This window comes from Acidovorax sp. FG60 (assembly GCF_057808995.1).
Window position 1 is genome coordinate 63713 of the sequence record NZ_JBMDJC010000007.1, and the last position, 11761, is coordinate 75473.

General features: G+C 62.6%; 10 protein-coding genes and 1 tRNA gene. 8 read left to right on the plus strand and 3 right to left on the minus strand.

The features are described from left to right. Positions 1–29 precede the first annotated feature (29 nt). Together fabI and ACODS0_RS12110 are read left to right on the plus strand one after the other, a co-directional pair. Positions 30–830, plus strand: coding sequence for an enoyl-ACP reductase FabI (gene fabI / locus ACODS0_RS12105; RefSeq protein ID WP_055401808.1), 801 nt, complete (start codon positions 30–32; stop codon positions 828–830). A gap of 78 nt (positions 831–908) precedes the next feature. Then, positions 909–1754: a DNA ligase gene (locus ACODS0_RS12110; RefSeq protein WP_488835177.1), complete on the plus strand. Its 846-nt coding sequence runs from the start codon at positions 909–911 to the stop codon at positions 1752–1754. Positions 1755–1843: 89 nt separating this feature from the next. Here ACODS0_RS12110 and ACODS0_RS12115 read toward each other — a convergent pair whose 3' ends face one another. After that, positions 1844–2404, minus strand: coding sequence for a fasciclin domain-containing protein (locus ACODS0_RS12115; protein WP_121419720.1), 561 nt, complete (start codon positions 2402–2404; stop codon positions 1844–1846). Between the two features lie 177 nt (positions 2405–2581). Further along, positions 2582–4951: an arginine/lysine/ornithine decarboxylase gene (locus ACODS0_RS12120; RefSeq protein ID WP_176885630.1), complete on the minus strand. Its 2370-nt coding sequence runs from the start codon at positions 4949–4951 to the stop codon at positions 2582–2584. Between the two features lie 146 nt (positions 4952–5097). On the opposite strand from ACODS0_RS12120, the gene ACODS0_RS12125 reads away from it, so the two are divergent. The 3 genes from ACODS0_RS12125 to ACODS0_RS12135 all read left to right on the plus strand — a co-directional run bounded on the left by ACODS0_RS12125 (position 5098) and on the right by ACODS0_RS12135 (position 6663). Further along, on the plus strand, positions 5098–5523 hold the full coding sequence (locus tag ACODS0_RS12125; protein ID WP_176885629.1) for an NfeD family protein: 426 nt from the start codon (positions 5098–5100) through the stop codon (positions 5521–5523). 52 nt (positions 5524–5575) lie between these two features. Beyond that, a complete protein-coding gene (locus tag ACODS0_RS12130) occupies positions 5576–6493 on the plus strand; it encodes an SPFH domain-containing protein (protein WP_055401799.1) in 918 nt (305 codons plus the stop codon). Between the two features lie 80 nt (positions 6494–6573). After that, positions 6574–6663, plus strand: a tRNA-Ser gene (locus ACODS0_RS12135). 644 nt (positions 6664–7307) lie between these two features. Here ACODS0_RS12135 and pdxR read toward each other — a convergent pair. Further along, positions 7308–8792 carry a MocR-like pyridoxine biosynthesis transcription factor PdxR gene (gene pdxR, locus ACODS0_RS12140; RefSeq protein ID WP_488835181.1) on the minus strand — a complete coding sequence of 495 codons (1485 nt, stop codon included), beginning with the start codon at positions 8790–8792 and terminating at the stop codon, positions 7308–7310. A gap of 110 nt (positions 8793–8902) precedes the next feature. On the opposite strand from pdxR, the gene ACODS0_RS12145 reads away from it, so the two are divergent. From ACODS0_RS12145 to ACODS0_RS12155, 3 genes are read left to right on the plus strand one after another with little or no spacing between them, the layout of a single operon-like run. Then, the gene (locus ACODS0_RS12145; RefSeq protein WP_488835183.1) at positions 8903–10168 is read left to right on the plus strand and encodes a benzoate/H(+) symporter BenE family transporter; all 1266 of its coding nucleotides are present in this window, start codon (positions 8903–8905) and stop codon (positions 10166–10168) included. Continuing rightward, entirely contained in the window at positions 10161–10976 is an 816-nt protein-coding gene (locus tag ACODS0_RS12150) for a YggS family pyridoxal phosphate-dependent enzyme (RefSeq protein ID WP_488835185.1), read from the plus strand. The genes ACODS0_RS12145 and ACODS0_RS12150 overlap by 8 nt, the downstream gene beginning before the upstream one ends. Beyond that, positions 10973–11692 (plus strand): glutamine amidotransferase, encoded by a 720-nt coding sequence (locus ACODS0_RS12155; protein WP_488835187.1) that lies wholly within the window; start codon positions 10973–10975, stop codon positions 11690–11692. Before ACODS0_RS12150 ends, ACODS0_RS12155 begins: the two co-directional genes overlap by 4 nt. Positions 11693–11761 lie beyond the last annotated feature (69 nt).

The window sequence follows — 11761 nt, forward strand, 5'->3', positions numbered from 1 at the left end:
CATTTCGCCATTCCAAAAGGAGATTGAACATGGGTTTTCTGACCGGCAAGAAGCTGCTCATCACGGGTGTTTTGTCCAACCGCTCCATCGCCTACGGCATAGCCAAGGCCTGCCACGCACAGGGCGCCGAACTGGCGTTCAGCTACGTGGGCGAGCGCTTCAAGGACCGCATCACCGACTTTGCGGCCGAGTTCGACTCCAAGCTGATCTTTGACTGTGACGTGGGCAGCGACGAGCAGATCGAGCGCATGTTTGCCGAGCTGTCGCAGACCTGGCCCCAATTCGACGGCTTTGTGCACAGCATCGGCTTCGCCCCCCGCGAGGCGATTGCCGGCAATTTCCTCGAAGGCCTTTCGCGCGAGGGTTTCCGCATCGCCCACGACATCAGCGCCTACAGCTTTCCCGCCATGGCCAAGGCCGCCCTTCCCTACCTGAACGACAAGTCGTCGCTGCTGACGCTGAGCTACCTGGGCGCGCTGCGCTCCATCCCCAACTACAACACCATGGGCCTGGCCAAGGCCAGTCTGGAAGCCAGCGTGCGCTACCTGGCCGAGGCCGTTGGCCGCACCGAAGACGGCCGCAGCATCCGCGCCAACGGCATCAGCGCCGGCCCCATCAAGACCCTGGCCGCCAGCGGCATCAAGGACTTTGGCAAACTGCTGAGCCGCGTGGCCGATGCATCGCCCCTGCGCCGCAACGTGACGATCGAAGACGTGGGCAATGTGGCAGCCTTCCTGCTGTCGGACCTGGCCTCGGGCATGACGGCCGAGATCACCTACGTGGACGGCGGCTTCAGCCAGACGGCGGGCCTGAGCGCAGACCAGGTCTGATTGTCGTTAAAAATTCAGATCAAAAACAGGCCCTAGCGCTTATTGAACAAGCGCTATTAGCTATATATTTGATAGCAAATGCTCCGCAGGCACTGGCTGGCGTGGTTGAGTTTTACTGCGCTGCCCACGCACGCAGCAGATGCCCCTGCCCTGTTGCTGGCCAATGTGTACCGGCCCGGCATGCCGCTGGCCGACTATTGGGTCAGCGAAAAATACGACGGTGTGCGTGGCTACTGGGACGGCCACACGCTGCGCACGCGGGGCGGCGAAACGGTGATGGCCCCCGCCTGGTTCACCGCCGGGTGGCCCACCACTCCCATGGACGGAGAGCTGTGGGCCGGACGCGGGCGCTTTGCGCACGCCCAATCCACCACGCGCCAACAGCAGCCTCATGAGGCGGCCTGGCGCCAGATGCGCTTCATGGTGTTTGACCTGCCCCGGCACGGCGGCATGTTTGACGAACGGCTGCGGTCGCTCAATGCCTTGGTGATGCAGATCAACCAGCCTTGGGTCCAGGCGGTGCCCCAAAAGCGCATCGACAACGATGCTGCCCTGCAGGCCCTGTTGCAACGCACGGTGCGGGCGGGCGGCGAAGGCCTGATGCTGCACCGGGGCAGCTCGCTCTACCAGTCTGGCCGCAGCGACGATCTGGTCAAGGTCAAGACCCACGAAGACACGGAAGCGCGCGTGGTCGCCCACCTGCCTGGCAAGGGCCGCCACGCCGGTCGCATGGGAGCCCTGCTGGTGGAAATGCCTTCGGGCCAGCGTTTCCGGCTGGGGGCGGGTTTCAGCGATGCGCAGCGGGCTGACCCGCCACCTGTGGGCAGCTGGGTGACGTACCGGTTTCGCGGTACCCATGACGGGGGCCTGCCGCGCTTCGCGAGTTTTGTGCGTGTGCGGGACGATATGCCGCCGGTCCGCTGACGGGGCCACAGCAACCCCTGGCCGATCCCGGCCCTGCGATGCGGCGGCCATGCACAGCGGACGGGCAGCCCCTCCCATCCGTTGCTCAATCAGTTAGGCAACAGGACCTTGTCCACCACGTGGATCACTCCGTTGGACTGGTACACGTCGGCAATCGTCACCGTCGCCGTACCGCCCTTTTCGTCCGTCACCATGACAGCATTGCCGCTGGCCTTGGCCGTGAGCGTACCGCCCGCCACCGTCTTGAGGCTGGCCATGCCTTTGCCGTCTGCAATCATCTTGGACAACGCAGCAGCGTCGTACTTTCCCGCGACCACGTGGTAGGTGAGCACCTTGGTCAGGGTGGGCTTGCTCTCGGGCTTGAGCAGCGTGTCCACCGTGCCGGCGGGCAATGCGGCAAATGCCGCATTGGTGGGCGCAAACACGGTGAAGGGACCGGGGCCCTTGAGCGTTTCGACCAGGCCCGCAGCCTTCACAGCGGCCACCAGCGTGGTGTGGTCCTTGGAGTTCACGGCGTTGTCGATGATGTCCTTGCTGGCCAGCATGGGCGCACCGCCCACCATGACCTGCGCCATGGCAGGCATTGCGGCAGCGGCCATGGCTGCGGTGAAGGCGATGGTGGCGAGGCGGGCGTTGAATCGAAGGGTCATGAGAATCTCCTGAGAGGTGTGTGAAGACAGTCGTCACCGCATGAAAACCACGCGGCTGACAGTCAATACGGCAGCACCACAACAGCGGATTCAAATGCACAAAAAATCGCTCCGCCAGCCATGCCGGGGGAGCGATTTTTGAGACGCTGGTGCACACACACCAGCGCGAAGACGTGCTTACACGTTGCGTCCGTACGGGCCGTCGTCGCCCACCTGCACCAGGTTCTGGGCGGTCGCCAGCGGCTTGGGGTTCTTGCCGGTCTTGCCTTGCTCTGCCACGCAGTCGGCGTAGTAGCGCACCTGGCCGTTCTCGTCTTCCACTTCCACCAGGCCGTGGATGTCGGTCTCAAAGCCCGGGCACAGCTTGGCAAACTCGCGGGCGAACTTAAGGTAGTCCACGATCTTCTTGTTGAATACCTCGCCAGGAATCAAGAGCGGAATGCCCGGTGGGTAGGGCGTGACCAGGCCCACGGTGATGCGGCCTTCCAGGTGGTCGATCTCCACGCGCTCGGTCTGGCGGTGGGCGATGTGCGCGTAGGCGTCCGAGGGCTTCATGGCGGGCGTCAGGTCCGACAGGTACATCTCGGTCGTCAGGCGCGCGATGTCGTACTTGGCGTACATCTCATGCACGTGCTGGCACAGGTCCTTCAGGCCCATGCGCTCGTAACGTTTGTGCTGCTGGCAGAACTCGGGAAGGATGCGCCACATGGGCTGGTTCTTCTCGTAGTCGTCCTTGAACTGCTGCAGCGCCGTCAGCAGCGTGTTCCAGCGGCCCTTGGTGATGCCGATGGTGAACATGATGAAGAAGCTGTACAGGCCGGTCTTCTCGACCACCACGCCGTGCTCGGCCAGGTACTTGGTAACGATGGAGGCGGGAATGCCGGTCTTGTCGAACTTGCCGTCCAGGTTCAGGCCCGGTGTGACGATGGTGGACTTGATCGGGTCCAGCATGTTGAAGCCGTCGGCCAGCTGGCCGAAGCCGTGCCACTTGCTGGCGTTCTTCTTGCCCTTGCCATCGCTGCGGATGATCCAGTCCTCGGCGCGGCCCAGGCCTTCGTCCACGAGCTTTTCAGGGCCCCAAACCTTGAACCACCAGTCGTTCTTGCCAAAGTCGTGCTCCACCTGGCGCATGGCACGGCGAAAGTCCAGCGCTTCGAGCAGGCTTTCCTCCACCAGGGCCGTACCGCCGGGCGGCTCCATCATGGCGGCGGCCACGTCGCAGCTGGCGATGATGCTGTACTGCGGGCTGGTGCTGGTGTGCATCAGGTAGGCCTCGTTGAAGAGGTGGCGATCCAGCTTGGTGGTCTGCGAATCCTGCACCAGCACATGGCTGGCCTGGCTGATGCCGGCCAGCAGCTTGTGGATGGACTGCGTCGCGTACGTCACGGAATGCTTGGGGCGTGTGCGCTTCTTGCCCATGGCGTGGTAGCTGCCATAAAACGGGTGGAAGGCCGCGTGTGGCAGCCAGGCCTCGTCAAAGTGCAGGTTGTCCACGTAGCCGTCGAGCATGCCCTTGATGGTCTCGGTGTTGTAGAGCACGCCGTCGTAGGTGGACTGCGTGAGCGTAAGCACGCGCGGCTTGACCTTTTTCGCATCCACGCCCTTGAGCAGCGGGTTGGCCTTGATCTTGGCCTGAATGGCCGCTGGCTCGAACTCGCTTTGCGGGATAGGGCCGATGATGCCGAAATGGTTGCGCGTGGGCTTCATGAACACGGGGATCGCCCCGGTCATGATGATGCTGTGCAGGATGGACTTGTGGCAGTTGCGGTCCACCACCACCACGTCGCCCGGCGCCACCGTGTGGTGCCACACCATCTTGTTCGATGTGGACGTGCCATTGGTCACGAAGAAGCAGTGGTCGGCATTGAAGATACGCGCGGCGTTGCGCTCCGATTCACCAATGGCACCGTTGTGGTCCAGCAGCTGGCCCAGCTCTTCCACCGCATTGCACACGTCGGCGCGCAGCATGTTCTCGCCGTAGAACTGGTGGTACATCTGGCCCACAGGGCTCTTCAGGAACGCCACGCCGCCGGAGTGGCCGGGGCAGTGCCAGCTGTACGAGCCGTCTTCAGCGTAGTCGAGCAGTGCCTTGAAGAATGGAGGCTGTACGCTTTCGAGATAGCTCTTGGCCTCGCGGATGATGTGGCGCGCCACAAATTCGGGGGTGTCCTCGAACATGTGGATGAAGCCATGCAGCTCGCGCAGGATGTCGTTGGGCAGGTGACGGCTGGTCTTGGTCTCGCCGTGCACATAGATGGGCACTTCGGTGTTCTTGCGCCGCACTTCACCGATGAAGTTGCGCAGGCTCAGCACGATGGGGTCCAGCCCCTCACCCACCGTAAATTCCTCATCGTCGATGGACAAGATGAATGCGCTGGCGCGGCTTTGCTGCTGGGCAAACTGCGACAGGTCACCATAGCTGGTGACGCCAACCACCTCGAAACCCTCAGACTCGATAGCCTGCGCCAGCGCGCGGATACCGAGGCCCGAGGTGTTCTCGGAACGATAGTCTTCATCGATGATGATGATGGGAAAGCGAAACTTCATGCGCAGCCTCCGTGCAACCGTGCCCTGCCCGGCCAAAAAACGAAATAGGCGCGAAGTGTAAGGAATAACCTTGACGCGCCTTTGAACTGCAACCCTTTTGTCCCAGAATGTGGTGCACTAAACACAACCACAACAAGGAGTTGGCTATGGAGGAATCCACCATCTGGTGGCTCGCAGCGGGGGCTGTGGTCGTTGCAGAGCTGCTCACCGGTACGTTCTATCTGCTCATGGTGGCCATTGGACTGGTGGCAGCGGCCCTGGCGGCCCATCTGGGGTTGCCAATTACCGCGCAGATCGTGGCAGCGGCTGTTGTGGGCGGCGGCGCAGTGGTGGGCTGGTACTACCTCAAGAAAAAGCGGCCCGGAGATCCCTCTGCCCGTGCGGATCGCAGTGTGAACATGGACGTGGGCGAAACCATTCTCATTGAGGGCTGGAACGCTGATGGCACCACCACCGTGAAGTACCGGGGTGCCACCTGGACAGCCATCCACCGTCCCGGAGTCACCCCCTCCACGGGCATGCACCGGGTTGCTGAACTGGTGGGCAATCGCCTGCTGGTAGACCCTCTCTAAAAATCCCGCTGTCGCTCACCTTCACAGATCAACAACGAAAAAGAGGCTCCTCATGGAAATTGCCATCGTCATTCTCATCATTGCCGTCATTTTCATCGCGCGGTCCGTCAAGGTCGTGCCCCAGCAAAATGCCTGGGTCAAGGAGCGCCTGGGCAAGTACGCAGGCACGCTCACACCGGGACTGAACTTCCTGGTACCTTTTGTCGACAAGGTCGCCTACAAACACAGCCTCAAGGAAATCCCGCTCGACGTGCCCAGCCAGGTTTGCATCACGCGCGACAACACCCAGCTTCAAGTGGACGGCATCCTGTACTTTCAGGTGACCGACCCCATGCGCGCCAGCTACGGCTCCAGCAACTACATCATGGCCGTGACGCAACTGGCGCAGACCTCGCTGCGCTCGGTCATCGGCAAGCTGGAGCTGGACAAAACCTTTGAAGAGCGCGACATCATCAACGCCCAGGTCGTACAGGCCATCGACGAAGCTGCCCTCAACTGGGGCGTGAAAGTGCTGCGCTATGAAATCAAGGACCTGACACCACCCAAGGAAATCCTGCACGCGATGCAGGCCCAGATCACTGCAGAACGCGAAAAACGCGCGTTGATCGCCGCCTCTGAAGGCCGCCGCCAGGAACAGATCAACATCGCCACCGGCGAACGCGAGGCCTTCATCGCCCGATCCGAGGGCGAAAAGCAGGCCGTCATCAACAAGGCCCAAGGCGAGGCAGAATCGATCAAGGCCGTGGCCGAAGCCAACGCCCAGGCCATCGAGCGTGTGGCCTCAGCCATCCGCCAACCCGGTGGCGAACAGGCTGTACAGCTCAAGGTGGCCGAGAAGGCCGTGGAAGCCTACAGCCAGGTGGCAGCAGACTCCAACACCACACTTATCGTGCCGAGCAACATGACGGAGGTGTCTGCGCTGATCGGGTCGGCGATGAAGATGGTGCAAGCTTCACAGAAAGCGGCCTGAGCGCAGGCAAAGCTTTTTTCGAGGCAACGGCTACCGTCAGCCCAGATATCCCTTTTCCTATGGCTATAATAGAGGGCTTCGGAGAGGTGGATGAGCGGTTTAAGTCGCACGCCTGGAAAGCGTGTGTGGGCTAATCCCCACCGCGGGTTCGAATCCCGCCCTCTCCGCCATTACACGACCCCAAGTGATTGATTCACTTGGGGTTTTTTCTTTTTGACGCTTGGCGGTATGCCATCTGATATGCCATGGCATGTTGTCTCTAGTGGGACACCACTGGACAAGTGTGGATTCAAGCTTTTGTCGGTTTGGTCATCGACCATACTGCCGTTCATGGACGCGAGCAATGCCGCGCTAGTCGGGTCTGAAGGAGCCAAAGCGGCGTCAACTGTGGGGTTTGCCGGGTAGATTGCCACGCCCGGTTCCCGGCGGCATCTGTCTCAAGCCACCGTGCGGCGCCACTCGGACCCACCACGACTATCTCTTTGCCCATGCGCACGGCACGCGGGTGAAACATGCAGACCATCACGCGCGTGATGGTTTGGTGCGCTGCCCGAGTGCCTGCCCAACCCACCAGCGGGCTGTGTGCTCCTGAAGAACGGGCAAGTGATCGCGAGCGGCTACACCCAGCCCCCTGCCCACCGAAGGCTCTATGCCCGCCTCGGCCAAGCGTTCGGTTTACCGAATGCTGACGTATTGCGATCCCCTGTCTGAGTGGTGAATCAGGCTGCTGCCTCGCTCGGGTTACGGTGGTGAAATGTCAAGCGCAAATAGCGAAGAAGTAGTGGGTGGATTCGCCCTCGCCTGACCTCCAGATTCAGCGGTCTAGCGCACGCAGTACAACCGCTAGGTTCTTCACCGCGATCTCCAGTTCCTTCGGCGCATACGCGGCAAAGCCCATGAGAAACCCGGGCCGGCACGCGCCCGATGCATGCAATGGCGTAAGCCCCAGCAAATCGATACCGGCACGCTGCGCTGCGCCCATGACTTCCAGTTCGGGAATATCGCGAACGAGCCGACAAGGCATTTGCATGCCGCCGTCCGGTACCTCCGGCTCCACGAAGTCTGCCAGGTGCTCGTGCACGAGCTGCGCCAGGACATCGCGCCGCTCACAATAGACGGCACGCATGGTTCGCACATGCGCCCCGAAATGCCCACCCTCCATGAAACGCGCCAGGGTCAGTTGCGCAATCGGCGCGCTGTGTCCATCCAGCAAGGTGCGTGCGGCGGTCATCGGCGCCACAAGCTCAGGCGGAAGCACCATGAAGGCAATACGCAAGCCCGGAAACATCGACTTGGTGAACGTACCGATGTAGATCGTTCGCTGATGCGGGTCCAGTCCTTGTACGCAGGCCGTGGGTTTTCCCGCGTAATGGAACTCGCTGTCATAGTCATCCTCGATGATCCAGGCTTGGTGCTGCCGGGCCCATTCGATGACGTCCAGCCTCCGGTCCAGCGCCAACGTGACTCCGGTCGGAAACTGGTGCGAAGGCGTAAGAAACACCGCCTTGCCCGGTTGTCGCACCTTGCGCAGGTGCCCCATCTGCATGCCCTCGGCATCCAGCGGGACGGGCACGCATTCCAGCCCCGCGGCGTCGAACGCCTTGCGTGCGCCGTGGTACACGGGGTCTTCAATGAAGATGCGATCGCCAGCGTCCAGCAGCACGGTAGCGCACAGGGTCAAGGCTTGCTGGGAACTGGTGACCACCAGCACACGCTCCGGGGTGGCATGCGCGCCGCGTTCGAGGTTGACGTAGTTGGCAATCGCGCGCCGTAGCGGTTCCATCCCTTGCGGGGGGCTGTGCAGCAGCGCTGTGGTGCCCCAGTCCTTCAACACCTGCCGCTCCAGCCGCTCCCAGGTGGCCAGTGGGAAAGTGCGCGTTTCCGGCACGCCAGGAGCGAACGGGCGAGGCGTCAGAAAGTCTCGCACCCCGCCAGCACGGTACATGGCCGTACCGCGCTGACTCAGCCGAAGAGGTGCCCGCTGTGGTTCAAGGCGCCGCGCCCTGCCACGTCCAGGAAAACGCAAAGCCCGCTCCGAAACGAAGCTCCCGCTACCCACGCGTCGCTCGATAAAACCCTCTGCATGCAACTGGCTGTATGCCGTCTCCACTGTGTCGCGTGACACATCCAGCGACTTCGCCAGGGCGCGGGAAGCAGGCAGCGGCATGGCTACGTCGAGTGCACCGTTGAGTATCAGTTGCCGAATCGCGCGTTGAATGCGCGCGTGCAAGGGCAGCGCCCCATTTGCCGGATCAAGGATCCAGGCTTTTACGGATTCGAGTTGTGCATGCTTGAACAATTGGCTGGTATCGCATCAAAAAAATGGCTGGGCGCAGTATGCCATTCAGGATCTATAAATCCTTACCAGCTTCAGCCCAACAGATCACTTTCAAGAGCTCGATACAAACCATGTCATCCGCCTCGCCCTCCCCATCCTCCCGCTTGCTCGACCTCACCCATCCCATCGTCGCGGGTCTCATTTCGGTCATCGTCAACTATGGCGGGACCTTCATTTTGGTGTTCCAGGCGGCCAAGGTGGCAGGTCTGAGCCCGGAGTTGACAGCATCGTGGGTGTGGTCGATTTCGATTGGTGTGGGAGCTACGGGAATCATCCTGAGCTGGCTGACGCGCGAGCCGATCATTACCGCGTGGTCCACGCCGGCTGCAGCGTTCCTGGTAACGGCACTGGCCACAACGCCCTATGCCGAAGCGGTGGGCGCGTACCTGATCTCTGCCGCGGCCTTTGTGGCGCTGGGGCTGTCAGGCTGGTTCGACCGCTTGATCCGGCTGATTCCTCCGGGCGTGGCCGCAGGCTTGCTCGCGGGCATCCTGCTGCAGTTCGGCATCCAGGCTTTCGGCGGCATGGGCATCGATCCGGTACTGGCTGGCTTGCAGATCGCGACCTACTTGGTGCTCAAGCGGCTCAGTGCACGCTATGCCGTCGTGGGCATCCTGGTGCTGGGCCTGCTCTTTCTGCTCATGCAGGACCGGGTGGACCTGTCGGGACTGTCGTTGAGGCTCGCCGCCCCGGTCTTCACCATGCCGGCGTTCTCGCTCAACGCGTTGCTGAGCGTGGCCTTGCCGCTGTTTCTCATCACGCTGACCGGCCAGTACATGCCCGGCATGCTGGTGCTGCGCAACGACGGGTTCAAGACCAGCGCCAATCCCATCGTGGCGCTGACCGGGCTCGGCTCGCTGCTGATGGCGCCGTTCGGTTCGCATGCCTTCAACGTGGCCGCCATCACGGCCGCCATCGCCACGGGCCGGGAGGCGCACGAAGATCCGTCCAAGCGCTGGATTGCAGGCATCGCCGCAGGCGTGAGCTACATCCTCGTAGGCGTGTTCGGTGTCACACTGGCCGCCGTCTTCATGGCCCTCCCGGCGACCTTCATCACGACGCTGGCGGGCCTGGCGCTGCTGGGCACCATCGGCGGCAGCTTGGCCACTGCCCTGGCCGACGTGAAGACGCGCGAAGCGTCGCTGATCACCTTCCTGGCAGCGGCGGCCAATATCACGCTGCTGGGCATCGGTGGTGCGTTCTGGGGCCTGGTGGTGGGCCTGGCGGCCCACGCCGTGCTCAATGGCACGCTACCGCGCCGCGGGCGCCCAACCACCGCGGCACCGGCCGCCGAGCCCATGATCATCAAGAGGGAAAGGAACCAGGCCAATGCTTGAGCCACCGGACACCCAGACCCGCCACGGCCAGCATGGTCGCTATCCGCAGGCAGCTTCCGTCGTAGATTTCCGGCACAACCTGGCGGCGGTGCGGACCCGCATGGATGCCGCCTGCCATCGTGCGGGGCGCGACCCTGCCGGGGTGCGACTGCTGCCGGTGAGCAAGACCAAGCCCGAGCCCAGCCTGCGCCTGGCCTACGCGGCGGGTTGCCGCCTGCTGGGTGAAAACAAGGTGCAGGAAGCCTTCGGCAAATGGGAAGCCATGCAGGACCTGGCCGATCTGCGCTGGTCGGTCATCGGCCATCTGCAGACGAACAAGGCTAGGCTGGTGGCGCGCTTCGCCAGCGAATTCCAGGCACTGGACAGTCTGCGCGTGGCCGAGGCGCTGGAGCGCCGTCTGCAGGCCGAGGGCCGCGCGCTGGATGTGTTCGTACAGGTCAACACCTCGGACGAGGCCAGCAAGTACGGCCTGTCGCCCGAGGACGTTCTGGCGTTCCTGCGCGCCCTGCCCGCTTTCCCGGCACTGCGCGTGCGAGGGCTGATGACGCTCGCGCTGTTTTCTTCCGATGCTGAGCGGGTGCGCCAGTGCTTCATTCTGCTGCGCACTTTGCGCGACCAGTTGCGCCAGATTGCGCCCGCCAGCATCGCCTTGGAGGAGCTGTCCATGGGCATGTCCGGCGACTTCGAGATCGCCATCGAGGAAGGTGCCACGGTAGTCCGTGTTGGGCAAGCCATCTTTGGCGCTCGCCCGTTGCCGGATAGCCACTACTGGCCCAGCGAGCCCAGCACCAAGGAGCCACGCCCATGAAAACCGCCATTGCCCTGCGCCATCTGCATTTTGAAGACCTGGGCACGCTCGAGCCCCTGCTGGTAGCGCGCGGTTATGCGGTGCGCTATCTGGATGCCCCCACCGATGATTTGTATGCAGTGGACATGGCTGCGGCTGATCTGCTGGTGGTACTGGGTGGTCCCATAGGCGCCTTCGATGACCACATCTACCCTTTCCTCCGCGACGAACTGGCGGTAGTTCTACAGTGGCTGGCAAGCGGGCGCCCGCTGCTGGGCATTTGCCTGGGTGCACAGCTGATTGCCCGCGCACTTGGCGCGAGTGTTGTCAGCATGAGTGTCAAGGAAATCGGCTTTGCGCCACTGACACTGACCCAGAAAGGCGAGGGGTCACCATTGGCGGCGCTAGGCCAAACGCCGGTGCTCCACTGGCATGGCGACCACTTCGGCATTCCCGACGGGGCAACGAGGCTGGCGGGGACACAAACCTGTGCTAACCAAGCTTTTAGCATAGGGCGCAATGTGCTGGCCCTGCAATGCCATCTGGAGGCCAATCCGCGCCAAATTGAGCGCTGGCTCGTTGGTCATGCCTGCGAACTGGCGCAGGCTGGCATCGACGTGCATGCGTTGCGCAGGCAAGCGCAAGCTTTGCAATCCCGCTTGCCGCAGGCAGCACGGGCTGTATTTACCGCATGGCTGGAAGAGATCGAGGCACTTCGTCCCTGGGAGGCTTCATGAGAGCTGCCGCTGGAGGCGTGACCCAGACCGGCCGCTTCCAGCCTGCAGCAGCCCGAAAGCCCGCGGCAT

What these genes read in the sequence shown, in the direction of transcription:
- ACODS0_RS12110 (WP_488835177.1), top strand. Translation starts at nt 909, where the DNA reads ATGCTCCGCAGGCACTGGCTGGCGTGGTTGAGTTTTACTGCGCTGCCC.
- ACODS0_RS12130 (WP_055401799.1), top strand. Translation starts at nt 5,576, where the DNA reads ATGGAAATTGCCATCGTCATTCTCATCATTGCCGTCATTTTCATCGCG.
- ACODS0_RS12145 (WP_488835183.1), top strand. Translation starts at nt 8,903, where the DNA reads ATGTCATCCGCCTCGCCCTCCCCATCCTCCCGCTTGCTCGACCTCACC.
- ACODS0_RS12120 (WP_176885630.1), bottom strand. Translation starts at nt 4,951, where the DNA reads ATGAAGTTTCGCTTTCCCATCATCATCATCGATGAAGACTATCGTTCC.
- ACODS0_RS12155 (WP_488835187.1), top strand. Translation starts at nt 10,973, where the DNA reads ATGAAAACCGCCATTGCCCTGCGCCATCTGCATTTTGAAGACCTGGGC.
- ACODS0_RS12125 (WP_176885629.1), top strand. Translation starts at nt 5,098, where the DNA reads ATGGAGGAATCCACCATCTGGTGGCTCGCAGCGGGGGCTGTGGTCGTT.
- ACODS0_RS12150 (WP_488835185.1), top strand. Translation starts at nt 10,161, where the DNA reads ATGCTTGAGCCACCGGACACCCAGACCCGCCACGGCCAGCATGGTCGC.
- fabI (WP_055401808.1), top strand. Translation starts at nt 30, where the DNA reads ATGGGTTTTCTGACCGGCAAGAAGCTGCTCATCACGGGTGTTTTGTCC.
- ACODS0_RS12115 (WP_121419720.1), bottom strand. Translation starts at nt 2,404, where the DNA reads ATGACCCTTCGATTCAACGCCCGCCTCGCCACCATCGCCTTCACCGCA.